General features: G+C 71.8%; 24 protein-coding genes and 1 other RNA gene. 4 read left to right on the forward strand and 21 right to left on the reverse strand.

Annotated elements, in window-relative coordinates:
• Positions 1-20: 20 nt before the first annotated feature.
• Positions 21-2,411 carry an ATP-binding cassette domain-containing protein gene (locus BN344_RS04720; protein ID WP_040337164.1) on the reverse strand — a complete coding sequence of 797 codons (2,391 nt, stop codon included), beginning with the start codon at positions 2,409-2,411 and terminating at the stop codon, positions 21-23.
• 113 nt (positions 2,412-2,524) lie between these two features.
• On the reverse strand, positions 2,525-3,796 hold the full coding sequence (locus BN344_RS04725) for a nucleotide disphospho-sugar-binding domain-containing protein (protein ID WP_040337165.1): 1,272 nt from the start codon (positions 3,794-3,796) through the stop codon (positions 2,525-2,527).
• A 117-nt stretch (positions 3,797-3,913) separates the two neighbouring features.
• On the opposite strand from BN344_RS04725, the gene BN344_RS04730 reads away from it, so the two are divergent.
• Complete coding sequence (locus BN344_RS04730) at positions 3,914-5,023, forward strand: alpha/beta fold hydrolase (protein ID WP_155858751.1); 1,110 nt, start codon at positions 3,914-3,916, stop codon at positions 5,021-5,023.
• Between the two features lie 28 nt (positions 5,024-5,051).
• On the opposite strand, the gene BN344_RS04735 is transcribed toward BN344_RS04730, so the two are convergent.
• From BN344_RS04735 to BN344_RS04740, 3 genes are read right to left on the reverse strand one after another with little or no spacing between them, the layout of a single operon-like run.
• A complete protein-coding gene (locus BN344_RS04735; RefSeq protein WP_040337167.1) occupies positions 5,052-5,717 on the reverse strand; it encodes an NADPH-dependent F420 reductase in 666 nt (221 codons plus the stop codon).
• A gap of 48 nt (positions 5,718-5,765) precedes the next feature.
• Positions 5,766-5,900, reverse strand: a complete 135-nt coding sequence (locus BN344_RS19415) for a methionine/alanine import family NSS transporter small subunit (RefSeq protein ID WP_081788356.1) — start codon at positions 5,898-5,900, stop codon at positions 5,766-5,768.
• Positions 5,897-7,516: a sodium-dependent transporter gene (locus BN344_RS04740; RefSeq protein ID WP_040337168.1), complete on the reverse strand. Its 1,620-nt coding sequence runs from the start codon at positions 7,514-7,516 to the stop codon at positions 5,897-5,899. The genes BN344_RS19415 and BN344_RS04740 overlap by 4 nt, the downstream gene beginning before the upstream one ends.
• Positions 7,517-7,613: 97 nt before the next feature.
• On the opposite strand from BN344_RS04740, the gene BN344_RS04745 reads away from it, so the two are divergent.
• Both BN344_RS04745 and BN344_RS04750 read left to right on the forward strand, forming a co-directional pair.
• On the forward strand, positions 7,614-7,832 hold the full coding sequence (locus tag BN344_RS04745) for a hypothetical protein (protein WP_040337169.1): 219 nt from the start codon (positions 7,614-7,616) through the stop codon (positions 7,830-7,832).
• A gap of 131 nt (positions 7,833-7,963) precedes the next feature.
• Positions 7,964-9,136 carry a serine hydrolase domain-containing protein gene (locus tag BN344_RS04750; RefSeq protein WP_040337170.1) on the forward strand — a complete coding sequence of 391 codons (1,173 nt, stop codon included), beginning with the start codon at positions 7,964-7,966 and terminating at the stop codon, positions 9,134-9,136.
• A 29-nt stretch (positions 9,137-9,165) separates the two neighbouring features.
• On the opposite strand, the gene pruA is transcribed toward BN344_RS04750, so the two are convergent.
• The 15 genes from pruA to prfB all read right to left on the reverse strand — a co-directional run bounded on the left by pruA (position 9,166) and on the right by prfB (position 24,572).
• A complete protein-coding gene (gene pruA, locus BN344_RS04755; RefSeq protein WP_040337171.1) occupies positions 9,166-10,794 on the reverse strand; it encodes an L-glutamate gamma-semialdehyde dehydrogenase in 1,629 nt (542 codons plus the stop codon).
• Positions 10,795-10,822: 28 nt separating this feature from the next.
• Positions 10,823-11,749 carry a proline dehydrogenase family protein gene (locus BN344_RS04760; RefSeq protein ID WP_040337172.1) on the reverse strand — a complete coding sequence of 309 codons (927 nt, stop codon included), beginning with the start codon at positions 11,747-11,749 and terminating at the stop codon, positions 10,823-10,825.
• A gap of 164 nt (positions 11,750-11,913) precedes the next feature.
• Positions 11,914-14,004 carry a M14 family zinc carboxypeptidase gene (locus tag BN344_RS04765; protein ID WP_040337173.1) on the reverse strand — a complete coding sequence of 697 codons (2,091 nt, stop codon included), beginning with the start codon at positions 14,002-14,004 and terminating at the stop codon, positions 11,914-11,916.
• A gap of 226 nt (positions 14,005-14,230) precedes the next feature.
• Positions 14,231-14,606: a transfer-messenger RNA gene (gene ssrA, locus BN344_RS19420) on the reverse strand.
• 106 nt (positions 14,607-14,712) lie between these two features.
• Complete coding sequence (locus BN344_RS04770; protein WP_040337174.1) at positions 14,713-15,126, reverse strand: protein-tyrosine phosphatase family protein; 414 nt, start codon at positions 15,124-15,126, stop codon at positions 14,713-14,715.
• A 14-nt stretch (positions 15,127-15,140) separates the two neighbouring features.
• The gene (locus tag BN344_RS04775; protein ID WP_040337175.1) at positions 15,141-16,754 is read right to left on the reverse strand and encodes an SLC13 family permease; all 1,614 of its coding nucleotides are present in this window, start codon (positions 16,752-16,754) and stop codon (positions 15,141-15,143) included.
• A gap of 70 nt (positions 16,755-16,824) precedes the next feature.
• Entirely contained in the window at positions 16,825-17,703 is an 879-nt protein-coding gene (locus tag BN344_RS04780) for an SCO6745 family protein (protein WP_155858752.1), read from the reverse strand.
• Positions 17,704-17,713: 10 nt separating this feature from the next.
• Complete coding sequence (locus tag BN344_RS04785) at positions 17,714-18,712, reverse strand: GNAT family N-acetyltransferase (RefSeq protein ID WP_040337176.1); 999 nt, start codon at positions 18,710-18,712, stop codon at positions 17,714-17,716.
• A 20-nt stretch (positions 18,713-18,732) separates the two neighbouring features.
• Positions 18,733-19,110, reverse strand: a complete 378-nt coding sequence (locus BN344_RS04790) for a VOC family protein (protein WP_040337177.1) — start codon at positions 19,108-19,110, stop codon at positions 18,733-18,735.
• Positions 19,110-20,009: an amidohydrolase family protein gene (locus BN344_RS04795; RefSeq protein ID WP_040337178.1), complete on the reverse strand. Its 900-nt coding sequence runs from the start codon at positions 20,007-20,009 to the stop codon at positions 19,110-19,112. Before BN344_RS04795 ends, BN344_RS04790 begins: the two co-directional genes overlap by 1 nt.
• Positions 20,006-20,929: an NADP-dependent oxidoreductase gene (locus BN344_RS04800; protein WP_040337967.1), complete on the reverse strand. Its 924-nt coding sequence runs from the start codon at positions 20,927-20,929 to the stop codon at positions 20,006-20,008. Before BN344_RS04800 ends, BN344_RS04795 begins: the two co-directional genes overlap by 4 nt.
• A gap of 125 nt (positions 20,930-21,054) precedes the next feature.
• Positions 21,055-21,531: an SsrA-binding protein SmpB gene (gene smpB, locus BN344_RS04805; RefSeq protein ID WP_040337179.1), complete on the reverse strand. Its 477-nt coding sequence runs from the start codon at positions 21,529-21,531 to the stop codon at positions 21,055-21,057.
• A 109-nt stretch (positions 21,532-21,640) separates the two neighbouring features.
• On the reverse strand, positions 21,641-22,525 hold the full coding sequence (ftsX, locus tag BN344_RS04810) for a permease-like cell division protein FtsX (protein WP_040337180.1): 885 nt from the start codon (positions 22,523-22,525) through the stop codon (positions 21,641-21,643).
• A gap of 53 nt (positions 22,526-22,578) precedes the next feature.
• Positions 22,579-23,259, reverse strand: a complete 681-nt coding sequence (gene ftsE / locus BN344_RS04815; protein WP_197022280.1) for a cell division ATP-binding protein FtsE — start codon at positions 23,257-23,259, stop codon at positions 22,579-22,581.
• A 203-nt stretch (positions 23,260-23,462) separates the two neighbouring features.
• Positions 23,463-24,572: a peptide chain release factor 2 gene (gene prfB, locus BN344_RS04820; RefSeq protein ID WP_081788357.1), complete on the reverse strand. Its 1,110-nt coding sequence runs from the start codon at positions 24,570-24,572 to the stop codon at positions 23,463-23,465.
• Between the two features lie 46 nt (positions 24,573-24,618).
• Between prfB and BN344_RS04825 the strand changes: the two genes are divergently transcribed.
• Positions 24,619-24,906, forward strand: coding sequence for a DUF6343 family protein (locus tag BN344_RS04825; protein WP_040337182.1), 288 nt, complete (start codon positions 24,619-24,621; stop codon positions 24,904-24,906).
• Positions 24,907-24,919: 13 nt separating this feature from the next.
• On the opposite strand, the gene BN344_RS04830 is transcribed toward BN344_RS04825, so the two are convergent.
• On the reverse strand, positions 24,920-26,596 hold the full coding sequence (locus tag BN344_RS04830) for a putative bifunctional diguanylate cyclase/phosphodiesterase (RefSeq protein WP_231486497.1): 1,677 nt from the start codon (positions 26,594-26,596) through the stop codon (positions 24,920-24,922).
• Positions 26,597-26,598: the final 2 nt, after the last annotated feature.

Consider the following 26,598-nt stretch of genomic DNA (forward strand, 5'->3'; position numbering starts at 1 on the left):
CCCGGCCGGGGCGCACCTCGTCAGGCGCCGACGTAGTCGGCCAGGTGCTGGCCGGTGAGCGTGGAGCGGGCGGCGACGAGGTCGGCCGGGGTGCCCTCGAAGACGATCCGGCCGCCGTCGTGGCCGGCGCCGGGGCCGAGGTCGATGATCCAGTCGGCGTGCGCCATGACCGCCTGGTGGTGCTCGATGACGATGACCGACTTCCCGCTGTCGACCAGCCGGTCGAGCAGGCCGAGCAGGTTCTCGACGTCGGCCAGGTGCAGCCCGGTCGTCGGCTCGTCGAGGACGTAGACGTCCCCCTTCTCCGCCATCTGCGCGGCCAGCTTGATCCGCTGCCGCTCCCCGCCGGACAGCGTGCTCAGCGGCTGCCCGAGCGTGAGGTACCCGAGCCCGACGTCGACGAGCCGGTCGAGGACGGTGTGCGCTGCGGGGGTCTTCGCCTCGCCCGCGGCGAAGAACTCCTCGGCCTCGGTGACCGGCATGGCGAGCACCTCGGCGATGTTGCGGCCGCCCAGCGTGTACTCGAGCACCGCCGCCTGGAAGCGCCTGCCCTCGCACGTCTCGCAGGTCGATTCGACCGTGGCCATGACGCCCAGCTCGGTGAAGATCACGCCGGCACCGTTGCAGTCGGGGCAGGCGCCCTCGGAGTTCGAGCTGAAGAGCGCCGGCTTCACCCCGTTGGCCTTGGCGAACGCCTTGCGGATCGGCTCCAGGAGTCCGGTGTAGGTCGCCGGGTTGCTGCGCCGCGAGCCACGGATGGCCGCCTGGTCGACCATCACCACGCCCTCCCGCTCCGCCACCGAGCCGTTGATCAGGGAACTCTTCCCCGACCCGGCCACACCGGTGAGGACCACGAGGACGCCGAGCGGGATGTCGACGTCGACGTCCCGGAGGTTGTGGGTGCTCGCGCCGCGGATCGAGAGCGCACCGGAGGACGTGCGGACGGGGTCCTTGAGCCGCGCCCGGTCGTCGAGGTGGCGGCCGGTGACGGTGTCACTGGCCCGCAGCCCGTCGACCGTGCCCTCGAACATCACCTCGCCACCCGCGGAGCCGGCGCCCGGCCCGAGGTCGACGACGTGGTCGGCGATCGCGATCGTCTCGGGCTTGTGCTCGACGACGAGCACGGTGTTGCCCTTGTCCCGCAGCCGCAGCAGCAGGTCGTTCATCCGCTGGATGTCGTGGGGGTGCAGGCCGATCGTGGGCTCGTCGAAGACGTAGGTGACGTCGGTGAGCGACGAGCCGAGGTGCCGGATCATCTTCGTGCGCTGCGCCTCGCCGCCGGAGAGCGTGCCGGCCGGCCGGTCGAGGGAGAGGTAGCCCAGCCCGATCCCCACGAACGAGTCGAGGAGGTGCTGGAGCCCGGCGAGCAGCGGCGCCACCGCCGGTTCATCGAGCTCCCGGACCCAGTCCGCGAGGTCGGTGATCTGCATGGCGCAGACATCGGCGATGTTCCTGCCGGCGATCGTCGACGACCGTGCCTCGGCGCTGAGGCGGCTGCCGTCGCACTCGGGGCAGGTGGTGAACGTGACCACGCGCTCCACGAAGCGCCGGACGTGCGGCTGCAGCGCCTCGACGTCCTTGGAGAGCATCGACTTCTGGACCTTCGGGATGACGCCCTCGTAGGTGAGGTTGACGCCCTCGACCTTGATCTTGGTCGGCTCCTTGTAGAGGAGGTCCTGCATCTCCTTCTTGGAGAACTTCCCGATCGGCTTGTCCAGGTCCAGTCCGACGCCCTGGAAGAGGCGGCCGTACCAGCCCTCCATGCTGTAGCCGGGCACCATCAGGCCGCCCTCGTTGAGGGACTTGGTCTCGTCGTAGAGCGCGGTGAGGTCGAAGTCGTTGAGCGAGCCCATGCCCTCGCACTTCGGGCACATCCCGCCCTGGTAGACCGCCTCGCGGACGACGTTCTTCTCGATCCGGCCGCCCTTCTCGGTGCTCATGACACCGCTGGCCTTCCGCGTCGGCACGTTGAACGCGAAGGCGGTCGGGGGGCCGATGTAGGGGTTGCCGAGCCGGCTGAACAGGATGCGGAGCATCGCGTTGGCGTCGGTGGCGGTGCCGACGGTGGAGCGGGGGTTGGCGCCCATCCGCTCCTGGTCGACGAGGATCGCCGTCGTGAGCCCTTCGAGCAGGTCGACCTCGGGGCGGGCGAGCGACGGCATGAAGCCCTGCAGGAAGGCGCTGTAGGTCTCGTTGATCAGCCGCTGGGACTCGGCGGCGATCGTGTCGAAGACCAGGGAGCTCTTGCCGGACCCGGAGACGCCGGTGAACACGGTGAGCCTGCGCTTGGGCAGCTCGACGCTGACGTCCTTGAGGTTGTTCTGCCGCGCGCCGACCACCCGGATCAGGTCGTGGCTGTCGGCGGCGTGCGGGGTGCTCGCCCGCCCGTCCGCTCGGGTACCTGCGCTCATGCTGCGGTGCCTCCATCCGTGCGGGCCGTCCTCGCCGACGGTCCGTTGTCTACCAGCGGGATCCGACAGGAGTGACCGCGCGGGGCCCGGATTCTCAGCGGCCGGCCGGGGGCTCAGCCGAGGAGCAGCGCCTCGGCCCGATCGGCCGCGCTCGGTCGCGTGCGCGCCTCCTCGGCCAGCGTGCCGGCGAACCGGCGCGCAGCCGCACCGTAGGCGGGATCGTCCAGCACCTCCCGGACGGCGTCCGCTATCCGCTCCGGGGAGGCGTCCTGCGGCACCCGCACGCCCGCGCCGAGACGCAGCACCCGCGCGGTGTTGTCCTTCTGGTCCCGTCCCATCGGCATGCAGACCAGGGGCACACCGGCGGCCAGCGCCTTGAGGACGCTGCCGTGGCCGGCGTGCGTGAGGGCCACGGCCGTCTCGGCCAGTACGGCGCGGTGCGGGGCTGCCCGGACCACCCGCACGTTGCCCGGAGCCGGGATCTCGGCCGGGTCGACCGCCCGGCCTGTGGTGATCAGCCCCCGTACCGGGAGCCGGCCCAACGCGTCCGCCACCCGGCGCAGGAGGCCGACCTGGTCCTGGTAGATCGAGCTGGTCGCGACCAGCGCGAGGGGCTCGTCCCCCGGCGGCCGCCAGTCCACGCCCAGGGCCCAGTCCGGATCGCCCAGGTGGGGCCCGACGAAGTGGACGTTGGCCGGGATCGCGGGGGCCGGGAAGTCGAACGAGGGGCTGGTCATCACCAGCACCGCGCGGCAACGGTCGAACAGCTCGAACAGATCGCGCACCGGGGCCAGCTCCTGGGCGGCGAGCACGGCGTTCACGCCGGGGACGATCCGGTCGGTCACCGCTCGCACCGCGCGCCGGGCGACGGCGTCGCGGGCCCGACCCACGACACCCCGACCGGGCTGCCATCCCGACATCATCACCGGCAGCCCCGGCGTGGGACGCGGGTAGACGTTCGCCACGAGTGCGGCCGTGGGCAACCCGGTCGCCTGGGCGCCGATCAGCAGCCCCGGCAGGGTGTCGGCCAGCACGGCGTCCACCCGGTGCGCCCTGGCGGCGGCGACCACGTCGTCGGCGAACCGCCCGGCGGGTCCCAGGAGCACGCGGTCGCGAGCGGTCCGCAGCTGGCGCAGCGGGCCGCCGCTCTCGAGGTCGGTGATCATGGCGGTCTGGTCGGCGACCGTGTCGAGGCGCGGCGCCGTCGACCAGGCGGTAAACCCGCAGCCGGCGGCGCGCGCGGAGTCCGCCGTCATCGGATCGCCGACCACCTCGACGTCGTGTCCCCGCCGCACGAGCTCGCCCGCCAGACCCAGGTTGGGAGGCAGCGTGCCACCGACGTCGATCACGGCCAGCAGGAATCGGCCGCGGCGCTGTCCTGCCATGTGCCTGCGTCCTGGTCTCGGGGCGGGCCGTCAGCATCCCGCCCGCGTGTTCCGCTGTGAAGACGGTCGGACCCGGAAGAGCGGCGCCGTCGTTCAGTCCGCTGGCACCATGGCGGGATGAGGGCGGCGCCGCGGGTCGCACAGGTGGTGCTGACCCTCGTGCTCCCCCTGCTGCTCGTCACGGCCCTCGTGGCCGCCGCCGTGGCCGTCGTCCCGGGGTGGCGGGCGGCGGCCAAGGCCCCGGCGGTGCTCGGCGAGGCCTTCGGTTTCGACCCGCCGCGGCCGCTGGCGCCCGACGTCGAGCGGATCGACGACGAGATCGCCGGTGTGCCGGTCGACCGCTACTCCCCCGGCCGGGCCGCGCCCCCGCTCCTCGTCGTCCCGGGTGCGGCGGAGGAGGGCCGCGACGACGACCGGGTCATCGATCTGGCCACATCACTGGCCCGCGCGGACCGGGAGGTCGTCGTCCCGGAGCTCGCGTTGTACGGACAGACGCTCGACACCGAGGACGTCGAGCGGGTCGTGCGGATCGCCGAGCACCTGTGCGAGCGGGACGGCGGGCTGGTGCTGTTCGGCTTCTCGTTCGGCGGCTCGCTGGCTCTGCTCGCCGCCGCCGACGAGCGGGTCGCCGGATGCATCGACCTGGTGGCCTCGTTCGGCGCCTACGCCGACCTCGTGGGCGTCGTCCAGGCGGCGGCGACGGGGGTGTCGCTGGTGGAGGGGCAGGAGCATCCCTGGACGGCGGCGGACGAGGACACGGTCCGGGACGTGCTCGACGCCGCCGCCGTCGACCTGGTGCCCGCACGGGAGCGCGCACCGCTGCGCGCGGCGCTCGACCGCCGGGATCCTGCCGGCCTGGGCCCCGCCGCGCTGGCCGTCTACCGGATGGTCACGACCGAGGACCCCGCCGAGGTCCCCGACCTCGCCGAGCGGTTGCCGGCCGAGCAGCGCGCACTGCTCGAGGACCTCTCCCCGGTCACGGTCGCCGGCGGCGTCTCCGCACCGATCATCGCCGTGCACGCCCGGGACGACCCGACCGTTCCCCACGCCGAGCTGCGGCGGCTGCAGCGGGCGTTCCCGGACGCCCGCACGACGACGGTCGAGTCGTTCCAGCACGTCGACCTCGAGGCCGGCGCCGACACCGTCGCGCTCGTGGGGGACCTGATCGCGGCGTGGCAGTTCATGGCCGCGGTCCTGCGGCCCCAGGAGCGGTGGCCCTGGGAGTAGGCCGGGGGCACCGGCACCCCGCGTCCGCTCACATGTCGCGGTAGCGGACGGCCGCCTCGAGCCCCTTGCGCAGCCAGTCCTCCTTGACCGGCCGACCCGGCTGGGAGAAGACGGCGTAGGCCTTGGTGTCGCGCTGGTAGCGCCAGCCCTCGGCGAGCGGGCCCACGTCGTAGGCGTCGTAGCCGATCGCGTCGAGGAAGTCGGTCACCGTCTCCTTGGCCCCGGCGTCGTCCCCCGCGATGGCGAGGACGGACCGGTCGGGGTCACCGGCGGGCTCGGCCAGCGGGACCATCCCCGCGGCGGGGACGTTGTTGAAGCACTTGACCACCCGCGACTCCGGCAGGTGCGCCTGCAGCAGCTCGCTGACCGTCGTCGACTCGTCGTCGAGCTCCGGGATCTGGCCGTCGCGCTGCGCGTAGTAGTTGTTGGTATCGATGACGACCTTGCCGCGCAGCGGCTCCACGGGAACCTCGCGGTAGGCCTTCAGCGGCACCGAGACGACGACGAGGTCGCCCGCTTCGGCTGCCTCGGCCGGGGTCGCCGCCCGAGCGTTCGGGCCGAGCTCCGCGACGAGGTCGGCGAGGGTCTCCGGCCCGCGGCTGTTGCTGAGCACCACGTCGTAGCCGGCCGCGACCGCCAGGCGCGCGATCCCGCTGCCGATGAGTCCGCTGCCGATGAGCCCGAGAGTCGTCATGCCCCTCGCAAGCCGGGCGTGACGCAGGCCATTCCCGGGCCGCCGTGCTCAGCGGCCGGGCGGCCGATTCTCGGACCGTCCCTCGACGGCGCCCTGGCTCACCAGGCTCGCGATGGCCGTGGCCAGGCCGCCCCAGATCACCACCATCGCGACGACCATCATGACGATCGCACTGGCGCTCATCGCTGACCTCCTTCGACGTGGCCGGTGTCAGGGGCCGCCGGCGCAGACGCACCCAGCGGCACGGCCGGATCGGACCCTGGTGGCGGACCGTCCAGGTGGGTGCCCGCCCGCCACGGCAGGCGGGCGAGGACGAAGGCGACGATCGGCAGTGCCAGGACCATCAGCCAGCCGAACGTCAGCAGCAGCCAGGTGGGGTAGCCCTCGTAGGGCTCGGCGAGGTCGTCCCGCAACGCGAAGACGAGCACGATGGCCAACCCCAACGGGGCGACGACGCTGATGAGCACGCGCCAGCCGGTGCCCAGCCGTGGCCGGCCGTGGACGTTGAGGTGCTCGGCAAGGGCGGGCAGGGCCCGGAGCACCCAGGCGACGACCAGCATGCTGATCAGCGCGACGACGAGGATGCCGTACTGGTTGACGAAGCGGTCGACGACGTCGAGCACGTAGATGCCGCTCGTCGTGCTGAACAGCACGAGGCTCAGCACCGCCGTCGGGATCACGACCGCGAGGGTCGCGGTGAGCCGGCCGGTGTCGAGCTTGTCGCGGACGGCGGAGATCACGACCTCGATGACGCTGATCAGCGAGGTGATGCCGGCGATGACCAGGGACCCGAAGAACAGGACGCCGATGAGGGCACCGCCCGGAGCCTCGCTGATGATCGTCGGGAACGCGATGAAGGCCAGCCCGATCCCGTCGCTCGCCACCTCGTCGACCGCGACGCCATTGGCCTGGGCCATGAAGCCCAGCGCGGCGAACACCCCGATGCCGGCCAGCAGCTCGAAGCTGGAGTTCGAGAAGCCGACGACGAGACCGGAGCCGGTCATGTCCTCCCGGCGGCGGACGTACGACGCGTACGTGATCATGATGCCGAAGCCGATGGACAGCGAGAAGAAGATCTGGCCGAATGCGGCGGCCCAGACCGAGGCCGAGGTGAGCGCCGACCAGTCGGGTGTGAACAGCGCGTCCAGTCCGGAGCCCGCCCCCGGCAGGAACAGCGCCCGCACGACGAGCGCGACGAAGGCGAGCACCAGCACGGGGATGAAGACGAGCGAGACCGCGCCGATGCCCCGCTGGACGCCCAGGGCCATGACCGCCAGCACGACCAGCCAGACGATCAGGAGAGGCACCAGCACCCCGGCGACGACGTCGGTGGTGACCTCGACGTCGTCGCTGAGCTGGAGGAACTCGCCGAAGAAGAAGGCGTCGGGGTCGTCGCCCCAGGCTTCGTCGAGCGAGAAGAAGGTGTAGCGCAGCGCCCAGGCCAGCACCGCGGCGTAGTAGACCGCGATGACGAAGCAGATGCCCACCTGCCACCAGCCGAACCCCTCGCTCCCGCGGCGCAGGCGGGCGAACGAGAGCGGCGCGGACCCCCGGTGCCGGTGCCCGAGCGCGTAGTCCAGCAGCAGGAACGGGATGCCCGCGGTCAGGAGTGCGACCAGGTAGGGCAGCAGGAAGGCGCCCCCGCCGTTCTCGTAGGCGACGTAGGGGAAGCGCCAGATGTTGCCCAGCCCTACGGCCGAGCCGATCGCCGCCAGGATGAAGACCCTGCGGGAGCTGAAGCCGCCCCGCCGTTGCTCCTGGGTCTCCTGGTCGTTCGCCCGCCCTGCCGTCGCGCTCATGCGGCCTCCCGCGTCCCGACTCGCACAGTCGAGGACGAGGATGACAGGACTCGCGCGCTCCGGCAGACCGGAAGCCGGCGCTGGCACGATGCAGGCCATGACGCACTCGCCGGGAGGCTTCGCCTACGAGGTCCTCGGGGACGACGTCGTCATCACCCACCACGCCCGCCGGGCGACGACGCTGCGCTCGGCAGCGGCGCGGAAGTTCCTGGCCGACGTCGAGGTGGAGGACCCGCAGCACCTCATGGCGAGGCTGACCGGCAACTACAAGCGGGGCAACGAACGCGTCGCCAGGCAGCACCCGAGGAACCGGTAGCGGCCCTCGCGCGCCCCGGAGGCCGCCGGCGCACTCCGCTCACCCGCAGCGAGTCGCGACTCACCATCGGCGACGTCCTCCTGGCATGGTGAGGCCGCTCCCGCGGCCCCCCACCCAGCGAAAGAGACCTCGTGACCTCCACCCGCACCCAGTCCCTGCGCGCGCTCGCGGCTCTCGCACTGCTCGGATCCCTCGTGGCCGGCTGCTCGAGCGAGGACTCCGCGCAGGCCGACGACTCGGCGCAGACCTCGTCGACCCCGGAGCGCGAGTACGACTTCTCGGCGGTCGAGCCGATCATCGAGGCGTTCATCGCCGAGCACGGCCTGAACGGCGCCGGTCTGGTCGTCGTCGAGAAGGACGACGGGATCGTGGGCGAGCAGTACTTCGGCGACGTCGACGCCGACCGGGTGTCGCTGGTCGCCTCGGCGTCGAAGATGGTCACGGCCGGGGTGCTCGTCCGCCTCGCCGACCAGGGCGTGCTCGACCTCGATCAGCCGATCGCCGAGTACGTCGACTGGGCGGAGGGGCACAACCCCGAGGTCACCGTCGCCCAGCTGCTCTCGAGCAGCTCCGGCCTGGTGGGGCTCATGCCCAACCCCACCTACGGGCCCTACATCTGCCAGTTCGTCCCGACGGCGAAGATGCAGGACTGCGCGGGCACCGCCTGGGCGACGCCCGACGACGACGCCGACATCGTGGCGCCGGACACCGAGTGGCGCTACGGCGGCGTGCAGTGGCAGATCGCCGGGGCCGTGGCCGAGACGGTCTCGGGCAAGCCGTGGTCGGAGCTGCTCGAGGAGACCTACATCGAGCCGTGCGGCGTCGAGTCGCTCGGCTACAACAACCACTGGGCCCAGATCGGCGACGGCCTGTCGGGCTACCCGGACGAGTTCGGGGGCGACCCGGGCACGCTGGCGCCGACCGAGAACCCGCACATGGAGGGTGGGCTGTACATCGACCCGGTCGACTACGGCGAGCTGCTCCTTCTGCACCTGCGCGAGGGGCGGTGCGGCGACACGCAGGTCCTGGAGCCGGAGTCGGTCGAGCGGATGCACGCCGACCGGGTCGGGGAGACGTACGGCGGGGAGACCATGACCGGCGCGGGCTACGGCTTCGGCTGGTGGGTCGACCGCGACGACACCGGCCGCATCACCGACCCCGGCGCGTACGGGACCCTGCCGTGGCTCGACCTCGACGACGACTTCGGCGCCTACCTCGTGCTCGAGGCCGAGGCGGAGCTCGGCCTGATGCTGGCGGCGCAGCTGTACGACGAGGTCGAGGCCGCCGTCGCCGCCGCGCGGTGACACCGCAGGCGCCGGCAGCGCGGCCGTGATCAGGACATGTGGGGGTAGGCGTAGTCCTTCGGCGGGACGAACGTCTCCTTGATCGACCGCGGCGAGACCCAGCGCATCAGGTTGGCCGCGGCTCCGGCCTTGTCGTTCGTGCCGGACGCCCGGCTGCCGCCGAAGGGCTGCTGTCCGACGACCGCGCCGGTCGGCTTGTCGTTGACGTAGAAGTTGCCGGCGGCGAACCGCAGCTCCTCGCTCGCCCACGCGATCGCGGCCCGGTCGCGTGCCAGGACGGCGCCGGTGAGTGCGTAGGGCGCCACGCTCTCCAGCTGGCGGGTGACCGTCTCGAAGTCGCCGTCGTCGTAGACGTGCAGGGCGAGGATCGGACCGAAGCACTCGGTGCTGAACATCTCGTCGGTCGGGTCGACCCCCTCGACGATCGTCGGCCGGACGAACCAGCCGACCGAATCGTCGGTCCGGCCGCCCACGAGGACGTCGAGGGAGTCGGTCGACCTGGCACGGGCGAGAGCGGTCTCGTGCCGGGCGAACGCGCGGTCGTCGATGACCGCACCCATGAAGGTGGACAGGTCGGTGACGTCGCCCATGGGGATCGCCTCGATCTCACCCAGCAGGTCGTCCCGCATCCGGTTCCACAGCGAACGGGCGACGTAGGCGCGCGAGGCGGCCGAGCACTTCTGCCCCTGGTACTCGAAAGCCCCTCGGATGAGCGCCGTGCGGACGACGTCGGGATCGGCGGAGGCGTGCGCCAGCACGAAGTCCTTGCCGCCGGTCTCCCCCACGATGCGGGGGTAGGACCGGTAGCCCGCGATGTTGCGGCCGACCTCGCGCCAGAGGTGCTGGAACGTGGCCGTGGAACCGGTGAAGTGGATGCCGGCCAGGTCGGGCGAGGCGAGCGCGACCTCGGAGACGGCGAGCCCGTCGCCGGGGAGCATGTTGATGACCCCCGGCGGCAGGCCGGCCTCCTCGAGCAGTTCCATGGTCAGCGAGGCGGCGAGCTGCTGCGTGGGCGACGGTTTCCAGAGCACCGTGTTGCCCATGAGCGCGGGCGCGGTCGGGAGGTTCCCGGCGATCGCGGTGAAGTTGAACGGCGTGATCGCGTAGACGAAGCCCTCGAGCGGGCGGTGGTCCGTGCGGTTCCACGTGCCCGTGCTGTTCGCGATGGGCTGCTCGGCGAGGATCCGGGCCGCGTAGTGGACGTTGAACCGCCAGAAGTCGACGAGCTCGCAGGCGGAGTCGATCTCGGCCTGGAAGGCGGTCTTCGACTGCCCCAGCATGGTGGCGGCGTTCAGCCGTTGCCGCCAGGGACCGGCCAGCAGGGCGGCGGCCTTCAGGAGGACCGCGGCGCGCTCGTCGAACGGCATCGCCCGCCACGCCGGTGCGGCGTCGACCGCGGCACGGACGGCGGCCTGCGCGTCGGCCTGGGTGGCGGCCGTGAACGTGGCCAGGACGTGTCGGTGGTCGTGCGGCTGGACGACGACGGTCTCCTTCCCGCCGCCCGCCCGCCAGGAACCGCCCACGTACGCGGTGAGCGTCCGTTGGGTGGCCTCCTGCTCCGCCAGCTCGGCGAGCAGCGCCTCGCGCTCGCGAGTGCCGGGTGCGTAGGTCAGCTGCGGTTCGTTGACCGGGGCCGGCGGGGTCGTGGTGGCGTCCATGATTGCTCCAGAGACGGGGTCGTGAGAGTCAGCGACCGGCGAGGGCGCGGAGGAAGAAGACGACGTTCGCGGGGCGCTCGGCCAGCCGGCGCATGAGGTAGCCGTACCAGTCGGTCCCGAACGGGACGTACACGCGCATCGTGTCCCCGCGGTCCCGCACCTGCCGCTGGAGGTCGGTGCGGACCCCGAAGAGCATCTGCACCTCCCAGTCGCCCGGTGCGCGCCCGTGCCGGGCGGCGCTCGCCCGTGCGTGCTCGAGCATCGCGGGGTCGTGGGTAGCGATCATCGGGTGGCAGCCAGAGGCCATGAGCGCCTCGATCTGGCGCGCGTAGGCCCGGTCGACGTCGCGCTTGCGCTCGTGGGCGACGGTCCCGGGCTCGCGGTAGGCCCCCTTGACCAGACGCACCCGGGCCGGGGGGTCGGCGACGGCCGCGATGTCGCCGTCGGTCCGCCGCAGGTTCGACTGGAGGACGGTGGCGACCCAGGGGAACGTCGCGCGGAGCTGCTCGCCGATGCGCAACGTCGAGTCGACCGTGGTGTGGTCCTCCATGTCGAGGGTGACCGTGCTGCCCACGCTGGCGGCGACCTCGCAGATGCCGTGGGCGTGCTCGGCCGCCATGGCCTCGCCTCCCTGGGGCAGCGCCCGCCCCAGGGCGGAGAGCTTGAGCGAGACGTCGGCGCCGCTCGCCAGTCCCCGCTCGTCCAGCAGCTGCAGGAGGTCCACGTACGCCTGGCCGGTCCGTCGGGCGCCCCCGCCGTCGACGACGTCCTCGCCCAGAACGTCGATGCTCACGCGCATGCCGCTCGCGGCGAGAGCGGCCGCGACCTCGACCGCGTCACGGCTGGTCTCCCCCGCCACGAACCGGTCGACGACCCGCCGGGTGAGCGGGAAGGTCTCGACCAGGTGCCGGCTGCGAGAGCTCCGCGAGGCGCGGTCGAGGAGAGCACTGATCACGCTGACTCCTGAGCGGGTGCGGTCCGGCGGCTCATCGTCGGCTCCGCGCCCGCCGACGGCAAGAGCCGGGGACACCGCGGTGCGCGGTGTCCCCGGCTCCTGCCGGACGGCACGGGAGCCGGACGCCGGGTCTGCTCGGCGTCCCGCTCCCGCACACCCTGCGGTCAGCGCCTGCCGCAGGCGGAGAGGTCGACCCGAAGCTGCTGCCCGCGGTCGACGACCACCGGCACCCGCTGGACGACGCGGCCGTCGCGCTCGCAGGTGAGCGTCCACGCCTCGACCAGCCCGGGCACCGTCGACGACTCCGCCTGGAACAGCGCCGCGGTCAGCGTCCAGCTCGGGGCCACCGAGGCGAAGTTGATCGCCCGCAGGACGTAGGTGCCCTGCTCCGGGTCCTGCAGGAGCACCCGCTCCTTGTCCCCGATGAAGTTGCCCGAGCTCCCCACCTGGGTCAGCGACCCGTCGGCGGCCTTCCGGTACACCTCGAGGTCCATGTCGTCCGGCGTCGGCCAGTCGAGGGTGATCTCGAGCAGGTCGGCGTCCTGGGCGACCGTGAACTCCCGGTCGGCGGACTGCAGCGGCGCCGTCGTCCCCGTCCACGTCTCCCGCGCCACCGGCTCGCCGGAGAGCGTCTCCACCTGCCGGTCCATGACCACCGGCCGGGTGGACGGGTTGACGTGCCAGGTGAACTTCCCGTTCTGCCCGACCGTCATCGTGGTGTCGAGGGTGTCCTGGATCGACCCGTCCCACGTGGGCGTGGCGAAGGTCTTCTTCAGCCGCAGGGTCGCGCCGGCGGGGGCCTTGCCGGTGAGCACCGAGTGCGTCTCCGGGTTGACCGCGTTCTCCAGCGCGACCAGGTAGGCCTCGCGGTTGCCCTTGCCGGCGTACTCCTCGGCCCCCAGGTACTCGTCGACGACCTCGGGGAACGGCGGGTGGAACTCGTGCTCGCCGATCTCGAAGGTGTAGCCGAATCCGCCGGTGGCGTTGTACGACCAGTCCTCGGTGGAGCCGGTGGTGTCGTACAGCTCCCAGGCGTGCTGGCTGGTGTAGCCGTTCTGCGCGGCCATCGCGTCACCCAGCGCCTTGAGCTCCGCCTCGTCGTGCGGGTCACCGAGCGGGATGCCCTCGCTGCCGGGCACGAGATCCGGGGCCGCGCCGTTGGGCCGCAGCACCAGGTTGGAGAAGGTGTGGTTGGTGATGAGCGTCGTCACGTGCCGGCCGCTGACCAGCTCGCGGATGTTCTGCGTCTCCGGCTCGGAGAACGGCGCCGCCCCGCGGTAGGTCGGGTCGGCGAACAGGTCCGATGCCCCGGGACCGCCCCAGTACCCGCCGTAGTTGCGGTTGAGGTCTACGCCCGTGCCATACCCGCCGGGGCTGGTCAGGCTGCCGACCCGGCAGGTGCCGTCAGGGGTGTCCTGGCCGTCGACGAGCCGGCAGTTCTTGCGCTTGTAGGCGTTCCCGGGCGTGCCCAGGATCGTCGCGGTGCCGCCGCGGTCGGCCTCGCGCAGGTCGATCACACCGCCGTCGGTCCGCGACAGGTCGAACCCGTCGGGGTTGACCACCGGCACCACGACCACCCGCGACCGGTCCACCAGGTCGGTGATCCGGCGGTCGGTGCCGTAGTTCTTCACCAGATCGACGGCGAACTCCATGGCGTGCTCACCGGAGGGCCACTCCCGGGCGTGGTGCACGCCGAGCATGAGGAACACGGGCAGCCCACGGTCCGGGCCGGTCACGTCCTTGCCGATCTCCAGACCGAAGATCTCCCGCCCGTCCATCGACCGGTGCGGGAGGGCGAAGCGCTTCACCAGGTCGGGCCGCTGGGTCTCCAGCGCCGTCATGTCGGCGTTGTAGTCCTCGAGCGTCCGGTAGCTGTCCCGGCCCGACGGCAGCGGCGAGGTGTCGGTGGCCGCCGCGTAGGCGGCGTTGAGCTCGTTGATCTCTGCTCCGCGCGCCACCAGGTCGGGGATGCGGACGTCGTAGTCGAGCCCGGCGCCGACCAGCGCGGTGAGGTCGGCCGGGGTGTGCAGCACCACCTCGACGTAGTCGTGGCCGGCGTGCTCGGTGAGGTCCAGGCCGAGGGTCTGCAGGAGCTGCTTGTCCTCGCGCATCGGGGTGTCGACGGTCACCAGTTGCGGGCGGAACGCCTCGTCCTCGGCGGCGGCCGGCACGGTGAGGCCAGCGGTGGTGAGGCCGATCAGCACTGCGGTGCTGATCGCCGCGAGGGCGGTCCGTCTGCGGCGCGCAGGAAGCATGGGTGTGCCTCTCGGTCTGGACAGCGAATCTGTCGCGTTGCCGAGAGAACGAGCGCTCTGCCGGGAGGTCACGCGGCGGGCGGCAGGCCCAGTGGACCGCGCGGCGTGCGACAGCTGCACCCACGGGATGAGCGTGTCGTGGGCAGACGACGAAGCCGGGACCACCGCTGTCCGCGGTGGCCCCGGCTTCTCGCCAACTTGGGGGCCGGCATTTCGCCGAGACCCCTGGTGGAGGTGGCGGGAATCGAACCCGCGTCCTTCGACGCACAACCAGGGCTTCTCCGAGCGCAGTCTGCGTTGCCTCTGCTCGACCCCGTCGATCATGCAGACAAGTCGACGTGACGGGCCCAGTCGCTGTGTGGTGTCCCGCACGCACCCGCGACCGGCACGTGCGGTGAGTCATCTAGCTGATGCCAGGATCCGGGCCGATGACGAACCCGGGCTGACAGACTCGCCTAGCTGCTATCAGGCAGCGAGAGCGAAGTCGCGCTGATTGGAATCGGCGCTTGTGTTTTTTGCAACGGATCGTTAACGAGATGATCGTTGCCTTCCTCGGCTCGCTTCCCCTGGTCCAACGACCGAAGTCGAGACCATTCACCCCCTGTGTAGTTGTGCACCCAGCCTAACGGCAGGCGCCCCCGGCGTGTTCCCCCTGACGGGGGGCGTCGCCCGTGGCGACTCCAGGCGCCCGGGTCAGCGGACCAGCACTCAGCAGACGCGGCGCAGCCACCACCGCTGCCACGGCGTCTCCACCGCCCGCCGGTGGTACGCCGACCGCACCCATGCGACGGCGGCGGCAGGCTCCATCCCGTCGAGCACGGCCAGTGCCGCCAGCGCCGTCCCGGTGCGGCCCACTCCCCCGGCGCAGGCCACCTCGACCCGCTCACCGGCGAGCGACCGGTCCCGCGCCTCCCGCAGCGCGCCTAGGAGGTCGTCGCCATCCCGCGGCAGCCCGAAGTCGCGCCACTCCACCCGGCGGAACGGCCACGGCGGCGTCGGCCCCTTGCCGAGGACGACCGTGAAGTCGGCCGGACTCGGGGCGTCGCCCAGTCGCCGGCCGCGCACCAGGGCGCCGCCGGGCAACCGGACGACGCCGTCCTCACCTGCCCAGTGCGTGGTCATCCGTGCGGCTGCGCTCAGCCGACGCTGCCGAGCACCAGGTCGACCAGGACCGGCAGGAGCAGCACGATCAGCAGGGCGCCGAGGACGTCGAAGGAGATGCCGCTGCGGATCATCTTCGTGATCGGCACGACGCCCGAGCCGTACGCGATCGCGTTCTGCGGCGTCGACACCGGCAGCATGAACCCGAACGACGCCGCGAACGTCGCCGCCAGGGCCGGCACGAACGGGTTGATCCCGGCGGCCACGGCCACCGGGATGATGATCGGGACGACGACGGCCGCCGAGGCGGTGTTGCTCGTCGTCTCGCTGATGATGATCGCCAGGATCACCGCGAAGACCGTGATCGCGAGCGTGCTCGTGAGGCCCAGCGAGTCCGCCGACGCCTCGCCGATCGTCTCGGCCAGGCCGGTGCTCGCCAGCAGCGAGCCGAAGATGATCCCGGTCCCGAACAGCAGGATCGTGCCCCAGTCGATCTTCGCCGCGTCGCTCCAGTTGAGGGTGAACTCCCGCGACTTCCAGTCGGTGGGCAGCAGGAAGAGAAGGGAAGCGCCGAGGACGGCGACGATGCCCTCGTCGAGCCGGTCGCTGATGGTCGCGTAGAGGTCGGACTCGGTGCCGGCGGTCAGCGCGATGATCCCGGGGAAGATCCACAGCGCGACGGTCACGCCGAAGGCGATGAGGGTGTTCCGCTCGGCACCCGAGAAGGGCCCGATCTCCGCGCGCTCCTTCGAGACGTACTCGTGCACGCCCTCGATCCGCTTGATCTCCGGCTTGTTGAGCAGCAGCAGGATGATCGTCAGCGCGACGAACATCAGCGCGCAGATCGGCAGGGCCATCAGCATCCAGTCGAGGAAGCCGATCCGCTCACCGGTCGCCTCCTCGATCAGCCCGCGGCCGATCAGGTTGGGCGGGCTGCCGACCGGCGTGAGCAGGCCGCCGACGCCGGCGCCGTAGGCGAGCATGAGCATCAGGGCGACGCCGACGCGCAGCCGCAGCGGGTCGAAGTCCGGCTTCACCAGCTCCTTGTCCTGCAGCAGCTTGGCGATGACCGACAGGATCCCGATCGCCGTCGGCAGCAGCATGGCCACGGTGGCGGTGTTGGACACGAACGCCGACAGCACCGCGGTGATGAACCCGAACGCGATCACCACCCGCGCGGTCGAGGCCCCGACCCACGTCAGCGACAGGATGAACATCGCGAACCGCCGGGCCACCCCGTGCTTGAGCATCGCCGCGGCCAGGATGAACGCGCCGATGAAGGTGAAGACGGTCGTCGACCCGAACGGCGCCAGCGCGTCGTCCGCGGGCACCACCCCGAGCACGACGATCGCGCCGACGCCGATCAGGCCACCGATGGGGATCGGGACCGGTTCGGTGATCCACAGGACGATGACGCCCAGCAGGACCGCCGCCAGGAGGTGCTGGTCGCGCGGGAGGTCGACCGGCAGGAGGGCGAAGACGGTCGTGACGACCGGCGCGAGGAAGAGCCCGATCGTGCGCCGCGCCTTCTCGAACCGCTCCTCTGCCGGGCTGAGCTCCTGCTCCCCCAGACTGCGATAGGTGGCGCTCCCCTGGAAGGCGGCGTCGACGTCGGTGCGCTTGCCTGGCTGCCGCTCGGTCGCGGTCATCACGCCTCCCGATGTGGGGAACGATGCGACCCTAGGCAGCGCGGTGACCTGCGGCGACCGCTGGCGGCGGTCAGCCCTTGGCGAGCCCCGAAGCGTTCAGCGCTCCGTTGGCGACCAGCCGACGCGAGAGGTCCTTGGCGATCTCGACCACCCGGGCGGTGCGCTCGGGCCCGAGGTACAGCCACGGGTCCGCGGAGAGCGCGTCGGTGTGCACCTCGAGTCGCGCCCGGAGCTCGACGCCCTCCTCGGTCAGGCCGGCGTCGTCGAGGAGCCCCCGGTCGGCCAGGGCCTTCGCGCCGGCCGCCCACTCCTCGTCGCTCCAGCCACGGGTCGCCTTGGCCGCCTCGGGCGTGAACCCGCGACCCATGGCGGTGTGGGTGACCAGCGCCTCCAGCCCGGAGAGCCCGGAGTGCAGCAGCGCGGCGATGTGCCCGTCACCGCGGTGCTCGCGCAGCAGCGTGGCGCCGTGCCACAGGACCAGCACCGGCTCCTCGGGCCAGGGCAGGTCGGCGTGGCCGGCGTAGAGCGCGCGGCCCTCCGGCGTCAGGACCGTGGTGGCCTCGCGGAGCAGCTCACCGAGCTCGGCGACCTCCGGGGAGGACGCCGCGTCGCCGAGCAGGCGGGTGAGCGACGCGCGGGCGGCGTCGAGGCGGGCAGCGAGCACCTGCTCGGGGGTGGCCAGGGTCCACGCCTCGGGGATCGTGCGGGCGACGAGGGCGGGCGAGAAGTTGTAGAACGTCGCCGTCACCGTGCCCGCACCGACCGCGCCCATGGCCGCGGACCGGCCGGCGAAGTAGCACATCCGGCCCGGGCGCAGCCCGGCCCCGGTCAGGTGCTGCTCGGTCTCCGGGGCGAAGTAGACGTGCGAGTGCAGGAGCTCGACGGCGCGGTGCGCCCGGGCGATCTGCCGGGGGTCGAGGGCGGCGGTGGACGGATCGGCGCTGACCATGTGCCGCACCCTAGCCACCCGCGGCCGGGGGCAGAGCGGTCGACCAGGCGACGCGGGAGCGCACGGTGCGGAACCCGAGTCCCTCGTAGAGCCGCAGCGCGCCGGTCACGTTGTCGCTGTCGACGTCGAGCGCGGCGGTGGCGCACTCGTGCGCGGCCGCTTCGCGCAGTGCGGCGGCGATCATGGCCGAGCCGAGCCCCCGGCCCCGGCCCGCGGGCAGGACGCCGATCTGGCCGTAGTGCACCTCGCGGTAGCCCCGGGCCGCGGTGTCGGCCTCGAACACCGACGCGAGCACGAAGCCGACGACGCCGTCGTCCCCGATCGCGAGCACCGAGAGGTCGGGGCGGAAGGAGCGCGTGCCGGTGTAGAGCCGCCGCCACGATTCGGCGTCCCGCTCGCTCGTGCCGTGGTGCTCGGCGAACGCCACGTTGTAGGTCCGCCGCACCTCGTCGTCGAGCGCCGGGTCGAAGGGCACCAGCCGCACGCCGTCCACGGCGCGCGGGTCGGGCAGCGCGTCCAGCGGGCGCACCATCTGGCGGTACCAGCGCTCGGCGGTCAGGCCGGCACCGGCGACCAGCCGCTCGAGCGCGGGCAACGTGGCGTGGACCTCGACCATCAACCGGCCCGGCACCTCCGGGTGCCGCTCGCGGTGCAGCTCGCCGCCGCGCGCCAGCTGCCAGCCCAGCAGCGCCCGCCCGATGCCTCGCCCGCGGACGTCCGGCCGCACCCGGCCCTCGAGGTAGACGTAGTACACGTCGCGGAAGGTCGGCGAGGCCATGACCGTCGCGAAGCCGGCCAGCCCGCCGTCCGCGTCGACGACCGCCAGGGCGTCGCGGCCGAACTCCAGCCCCCAGCCGGTCCACCACTCGCGGACGTCGTCGGCGTCGGGGAACTCACCGGTGTCGTCCTGCGCCTCGGCGGCGGCCAGCAGCTCGGCCACGGCCGGGACGTCGTCGGAGGCGAGCGGGCGGACGGTGTAGCCCTGGGCGAGGGTCGACAGCGCGGGCACGGGCGGCAAGATTAGGCGAGTCAGGTACGGACGAACAGGCAGAAGACGTGCCCGGCGGGATCGGCGAAGATGCGCACCAGCTCGCGGGGGTCGTCGTACCCACCGATCTGCTCCGCCCCGGCCTCCAGCGCGGTGGCCGTCGCGGCCGCCAGGTCCTCGACCAGGAAGTCGAGGTGCTGCTGCATCTGCTGGGTGCCCGGCTCGGGTGGCCACACCGGCCGGACGTGGTCGCGCTCCAGCTGGAAGGACAGCCCGGTACCGCCGTCGGCCGGCCGCAGCGTCGCCCACTCGTCGGTGTCGTCGCGCAGCGGCCAGCCCAGCATCCGCTGGTAGAAGCGGGCCAGACCGCGCGGGTCCGGCGTCCCCAGGACGGTCGCGGTGAACGTGAAGCCGGGCATCAGCCCTCCAATCCGAACAGGCGGGCGCCGTTCTCCCAGAGGACGGCGCGCAGCCACTCCTCCCCCAGGTCCAGCCGGTGCAGCGCCTCGAGCTGGTGGGCGTACGGGTACGGGATCGAGGGGAAGTCGCTGCCGAGCAGCACCTTGGCCCCCAGGTCCGACAGTCTCGGCAGCTCGGTCCGGTCGAAGGCGTTGCTCCCGCGCTCGGTGAAGTCGGTCGCGAACATCGTGGTGTCCAGGTGCACCCGCTCGTACCGCTCCGCCAGATCGAGGAACTCCCCGTACTCGGGCATCCCGAGGTGAGCGATGACCAGTTGCAGGCGCGGGTACCGCTCGAGCAGGCCCTGCATCGGGACCGGCCCGGTGTGCTCGCCGGCCAGCGGCCCCGAGCCGCAGTGGATGACCACCGGGGTGCCGGTCTCCTCCAGGCGGGCCCAGACGTCGTCGAGCTGCCGGTCGCGTGGGTCGAAGGCGCCCACCTGGACGTGCACCTTGAACAGCCGGGCGCCACGGTCGAGCGCGTCCGCCACGTACTCCGTCACCCCGGGCTCGGGGTAGAACGTCGCGGACTGCAGCACCTGGGGGCGCCCCTGGGCGAACTCGGCCGACCACTCGTTGAGCCATGCGGCCATGCCCGGCTTGTGCGGGTAGGGCAGCGTCGAGAACGCCCGGACACCCAGCCGCTCGAGGACGGCGAGCCGCTCCTCCACCGACAGCTTGTAGGTGATGGGCCAGGTGGCGGTGCCGTAGTGGTCGCGGGCCATCCCGAAGTAGTCCCAGACCTTCGCCTGCACACGCTCGGGCAGGAAGTGCACGTGCACGTCGATCAGCCCGGGCAGCCCGAGCTCGCGCCAGAAGCGGGGGACGTCCTCGTCGTCCGCGGGTGGCCGGAGGCTCATCGGAGGGTGACCACGACCTTGCCCCGCACGTGTCCCTCGCCGACCAGGCGGTGCGCCGCGACCAGGTCCTCGAGCGGGAAGGCCTTGGCGATCGGGACCCGCAGCTGTCCGGCGTCGGCCATCCGGCCGAGCTCCTCGAGGTCGTGCTGCTCGGGGCGCACGAACACGTAGCGGCCGCCCATCCCGTTCACCGCCGGGTCGACCACCGAGGCGATGCGCGAGACGTCCCGCACCTGCTTCGGCGCGTCCGCGAGGGTGGCCCCGCCGACCAGGTCGAGGACGGCGTCGACCGGCTCGGACAGCTGCGCGCTGATCGGCCCGGCCGAGTAGTCGATCACCTCGGCGCAGCCGGCGTCCCGGAGGAACCCGTGGTTGCGCGGGCTCGCCGTCCCGATGACGTGCGCGCCGAGGGCCACGGCGATCTGCACGGCGTTGAACCCCACTCCGCCGGAGGCGCGGTGGACGAGCACCCGGTCGCCCTCGCCGACGTCGAGCGCCTCGGTCAGCGCCTGGTAGGCGGTCAGCCCGGCGAGCGGGAGTGCGCCGGCCTCCGCGAAGGAGAGCGATGCGGGCTTGTGCGCCAGACAGCGCTGGGGCGCAGGGACCAGTTCCGCGGCCGTCCCCCACTGGACGTCGTCGCGGCGGACGTAGCCGAACACCTCGTCGCCGGGGGCGAACGCGACCACCGCGGGGCCGACCGCCTCGACGACGCCGGCGACGTCCCAGCCGGGGATGATCGGGAAGTTGTGCGGGAAGAAGTTCGCCAGCCCGCCGGCCCGGATGCCCAGGTCGACGGGGTTCACTCCCGCCGCGTGCACGCGCACGAGCACCACGTCCGGCCCGACGGGCGGCTCCGGAAGGTCGTCGCGCAACGCCAGGACGTCGTCGTCCCCGAACCGGTCGTAGGCCATTCCCCGCATGCGCTCACCGTAGGCGTCGCCCACCGGAGCCGCGGCGCGGCAGCAGAGCCGGCGCACACCGCGGCTGCGCTGCTGCACGGCGGCTGCGGTCAACGGACGGGATGCCCGACGCGTTCACCGCAGGATCAGCGGCGGCCCTTCACGTACCGGCCGAACGCCTTCTGGATCTCGCGGCGCGAGTCGCGCTCGGCGAGGTCGTGCCGCTTGTCGTAGGACTTCTTGCCCTTCGCGAGCGCGAGGGTGGCCTTGACCTTGCCGTCCTTGAAGTACAGGTCCAGCGGGACGAGCGTGAGCCCGCCCTCCTTGATCTTGCCGAGCAGCTTGTCGATCTCGCTGCGGTGCATGAGCACCTTGCGCTTGCGGCGAGGGGCGTGGTTGGTCCAGGTGCCCTGCACGTACTCGGGGATGTGGACGTGCTGGAGCCACACCTCGCCGTCGTCGATCGAGGCGAAGCCGTCGACGAGCGAGGCCCGGCCGGCCCGCAGGCTCTTCACCTCGGTGCCGGTGAGCACCAGGCCCACCTCGAAGGTGTCGAGGATCGAGTAGTCGTGCCGCGCCTTCTTGTTCTGGGCGATGAACTTGCGCCCCTGTTCCCGCGGCATGGCCCCAGGTTACTTGCCATGCCGATCTTGCCCCCGCGGAACGACGAGATCTGCACACTCGCCCGCATCAGCGGCCGGATGAGGGCGAGTGTGCAGATCTCGACCGGAACTACAGGCGGACGTACAGGCGCAGCGTCACGTAGGCGGCGACGCCGGCCAGGCCGACACCGGCGGCGGCGATGATCGGGCTGATGAGGGCGATCTGCCCCCAGTCGACCGGCGGGATGATGCCGGCCTTGATCGGCCCGGACAGCGTCCGGTCGACGAACAGGATCTTGGTCAGCACCAGTCCGCCGACGGCGAGCAGCGCGCCGATCAGGCCGGCGACGGCGGCCTCGAGGATGAACGGCAGCTGCGTGTACCAGCGCGAGGCGCCCACCAGCCGCATGATGTTCGTTTCGTTGCGGCGGTTGAACGCGGCCAGCTGGATGGTGTTGGAGATCAGCAGCAGCGCCGCCAGCGCCTGGACCACCGCCACGGCGATGGTGGCGTTGCGGGCCCCGTTGAGCAGGCTGAACAGGCGGTCGAGGAAGTCACCCTCGTCGCGGACCTGGTCCACGCCGTTCTCGCCGTTCGGGAACTGCTCGGCGATGACCGGGTAGCGCTCGGGGTTGATCAGCTCGACGCGGAAGCTCTCCGGCAGCGCGTCCGGCGGCGTGTTCTGCACCAGCTCGGGCTGCTGGCTGAACTGCTGCTGGAAGCGCTCGTAGGCCTCGTCCTTGTTCTCGTAGATGTAGCTCTTCACCTCGGACGAGGCGTCCAGCTTGGTCTCGATGGCGAGGCGCTGCTCCTCGGTCACACCCTCGGCGAGGAAGATGGAGACCTGGACCTTGTCGTAGTAGATCTCCTTCATGTCGGAGATCATCCCGGCGATGAGCAGGCCGGTGCCCATGAGACCGAGCGAGATGGCCGTCGTCAGGATCATCGCGACCGTCATGGTCAGGTTGCGACGCAGCCCGGTGGCCACCTCGGAGAGCACGAAGTTGACGCGCATGGATCTCCTGTCGTGGAGGTCGGAGGAAGGCTGTCAGCGGCGGGCCAGGCCGCTCATCGACCCACGCCGTAGACGCCGCGCGACTGATCGCGCGTCAGCTGTCCCCCGTTGAGCTCGATGACGCGGCGGCGCATGGAGTCGACGATGTGGTAGTCGTGCGTCGCCATGATCACCGTGGTGCCGGTGCGGTTGATCCGCTCGAGCAGCAGCATGATGCCCTCGCTGGTCTCCGGGTCCAGGTTGCCGGTCGGCTCGTCGGCCAGCAGCACCAGCGGACGGTTCACGAACGCGCGGGCGATCGCCACCCGCTGCTGCTCACCACCGGAGAGCTCACCGGGCAGCCGGTTGGCCTTGCCCTCCAGGCCGACCATCTCCAGCACCTCGGGCACCACCCGGCGGATGGTGCGCTGGGGCTTGTTGATGACCTCCAGGGCGAACGCCACGTTCTGGGCCACCGTGCGGTTGCGCAGCAGGCGGAAGTCCTGGAAGACGCAGCCCATGGTGCGCCGGAGCTTGGGCACGTTCCACTTGCTCATGGTGTTCAGCGCCTTGCCGTTCACCTTGATCGTGCCGGAGGTCGGCTCCTCCTCCTTCAGCAGCAGCCTCAGGAACGTCGACTTGCCCGAACCCGAGGAGCCGATGAGGAAGACGAACTCGCCTTTGTCGATCTCCGTCGACACGTCGTCCAGGGCCGGCCGGCCGCTGGCCGGATAGAGCTTGGTGACGTGTTGCATTTCGATCACGAGGCGCCACGGTACTAGCAAGAGGGCCCTCGACCGGGCGTTCGCCACGGAACTCGCGAGGCTCGTTCTCGCCGTCCGTGACCGTCCCCGGCAAAGCCGCAGGACACCGGTGACGCTGGGTCGAGATCCGGCCCGGATCAGCCCGCCGGAGTGACGTCTCCTACAGCCACTGCAACGACCACCTGGAGGCGCCGCTAGGCGGCGGGGGCCTCCTGCTGGCGGCGCCAGCGGATGCCGGCCTCGATGAAGGCGTCGATCCCGCCGTCGAGCACGTCCCCGGGGTTGCCGCTCTCCTGCTCGGTGCGCAGATCCTTGACCATCTGGTACGGGTGCAGCACGTAGGAGCGCATCTGGTTGCCCCAGCTGGAACCCTCGCCCTTGAGCGCGTCCATCTCCGCCTTCTGCTCCTGCTGGCGGACGACGAGCAGCCGGGCCTGGAGCACTCGCAGTGCGGCGGCACGGTTCTGGATCTGCGACTTCTCGTTCTGGCAGGAGACGACGATGCCGGTCGGGATGTGCGTCATGCGGACGGCGGAGTCGGTGGTGTTCACGCTCTGCCCGCCGGGACCGGACGAGCGGAAGACATCGACCCGGATCTCGTTCTCGGGGATCTCGACGTGGTCGGTCTGCTCGACGACCGGCAGCACCTCGACCCCGGCGAACGACGTCTGCCGGCGGCCCTGGTTGTCGAACGGCGAGATGCGCACCAGCCGGTGGGTGCCCTGCTCGACCGAGAGGGTGCCGTAGGCGTAGGGCACCTTCACCGCGAAGGTCGCGGACTTGATGCCCGCCTCCTCGGCGTAGCTGACGTCGTAGACCTCGGTGGGGTACTTGTGCCGCTCGGCCCAGCGCAGGTACATGCGCATGAGCATCTCGGCGAAGTCGGCGGCGTCCACGCCGCCGGCCTCCGAGCGGATGGTCACCAGCGCCTCGCGGGCGTCGTACTCGCCGTTGAGCAGCGTGCGGACCTCGAGCTCGTCGATGACCGAGCGGATGCTGTCCAGCTCCCGCTCGGTCTCGGCGAGGGTGTCGTCGTCGCCCTCCTCGGCCGCCATCTCGTGCATCAGGGCGACGTCGTCGAGTCGGCTGCGCAGTTCCTCGACCCGGCGCAGCGTGCCCTGCAGGAAGGACAGCCGGGAGGTGAGCGCCTGAGCTGCCTCGACGTCGTTCCAGAGGTCGGGCGCGGCGGCCTGCTGCTCCAGGTCGGAGATCTCCTGGCGGAGGTCGTCCACGTCGAGGACGGCCTCGATGGACTTCAGTGTCGTGTTGAGTTCGTCGAGTACGACGGAGAAGTCTGCGGCCACGTCGACCCAGGGTAGTGCGCTCTCCTCCCGGGTAGGCATCCGTGGCATGAGCGAGCCCCGTGAACCCCGATCCCGGGAGGACTACGCCCGGGGACTGCCCGACCACCACGACCCGACGGCGGGCTTCGCCGGTGCGGCACCGGCGCAGTCCGCGCTCACCCTGCGGCTGATCCTGGCCCTGTTCGGCCTCGTCGTCTGCACGCTGGGCGGGATCGGCTGGCTGCTCACCGACCTGCCGGTGTGGCCGGCGATCGTGCTGCTCTTCTTCGCGGCCGTGGCGGTCGTGGACATCGGCGTCATCGTGCGCCGCAAGGCGCGCGGCGAGCCCGGCTGACCGAGCCCGTCCGTCAGTGCACGCCGACGAGCGCCCGGGCGTGCAGCCAGTCGGCCAGCTCGCCGGCCGGCATCGGCCGGGCGATGAGGTAGCCCTGCGCGAACGAGCAGCCGAGCTCGGTGGCGACGGCGAGCTGCTCCTCCGTCTCGACACCCTCGGCGAGGGTGCGCATCCCGAAGGCCGAGGCGAGGCTCACGACCGCCGCGATGGCTGCCGCCGCCTCGCTCATCCGGCCGTCGACACCGACGACCAGGCTGCGGTCGATCTTGAGCACCCCCACGGGCAGCGAGATCAGCTGGCTGAGCGAGGAGTAGCCCCGGCCGAAGTCGTCGATCGAGACCTCGACCCCGGAGATCCGCAGCCGGGCGAACTGGGCGGCGGCCAGCGCGGGGTCCTCCGCCACGCTGGTCTCGGTGAGTTCCAGGACCAGCCGCTCCGGGGGCAGCCCCGAGACCGCCAGGGCGTGGGCGACGTCCTGCACCAGCGTGCCGGCGGGAAAGTGGTGAGCGCTGATGTTGACGCCGACCACCAGGGGCAATCCGGCGGCGTCCCAGGCGGCGGCCTGCCGGGTCGCGGTGGCGAGCACCCACCGGGTCAGCGGCACGATCAGGTCGTGCTCCTCGGCCAGGGGCACGAACTCCGACGGCGGCAGCAGGCCGCGCTCGGGGTGCTGCCAGCGCACGAGGGCCTCGACGCCGGTGCACTCGCCGGAGGGCAGGTGCAGAACCGGCTGGTAGTGCAGGACCAGCTGGTCGCCCTCGATGGCCTCGCGCAGCTGGGAGGCCAGCTGCATCCTCTGCTGCGCGGCCGACCTCAGATCCGGGCTGAAGTGCCGGACGCGGTTGCGGCCGGCCGCCTTGGCCGCGTACATCGCCAGGTCGGCGTCGCGGACGAGGTCGGTCGAGCGGACCGACGGTCCGCCGGACCGCCCGACGGCGGCGATGCCGATGCTGGCGCTGAGCCGCACCGCGTGGCCGCCGAGTTCGAAGGGCTGGTCGAAGGTGCTCTGGAAGCGCTGGGCCAGCATCTCGGCGCCGTCGACGTCGCAGTCACGGCACAGGACGACGAACTCGTCGCCGCCGAGCCGGCCGACGGTGTCCTCGGCCCGCGTGCCGTCCGTGAGCCGGCCGGCCAGCTCGCGCAGCAGCTGGTCGCCGACGTCGTGGCCGAGGGAGTCGTTGACGGCCTTGAAGCCGTCGACGTCGAGGAAGAGGACGGCGACCGGCGGGCCCTCGGGCCGCTGCAGCTCCGCGTCGATCAGTTCGTGCAGGTAGGCCCGGTTGGGCAGGTTGGTGAGGTGGTCGTGCCGGGCCCGCCACGACGAGGCGCGCTCGGCCCGCACGCGGGAGGTCACGTCGGTGTGGGTGACCACGATGCGGCCGCTCTCCCCCACCCGGGACGCCTGCAGGTGGAACCAGATGACCCCGTCGCTGTAGGGCAGCGCGTAGTCCGAGGACACCCATCGGCGCTCGCCGCGGGAGAGCTCGTTCAGCGTGCTGATGAGCGTGCGGTTGGTGGCGTCGTCCTTCATGTCGAGCACCATCGCGAAGTAGTTGCCACCGACCCGGACGAGCAGGTCGCCCCCGACGAGGTCGGCCATCGCGTCCCACGCGGAGTTGGTGAGGAGCAGGGTGCCGTCCTCGTCGATGAGGACGGTCGGCGAGGGCAGCGCGTCCAGCACCGATGCCACGA

This window comes from Candidatus Blastococcus massiliensis AP3, from assembly GCF_000582785.1.
In the GTDB taxonomy this organism is placed as follows: Bacteria; Actinomycetota; Actinomycetes; order Mycobacteriales; family Geodermatophilaceae; genus Blastococcus; species Blastococcus massiliensis.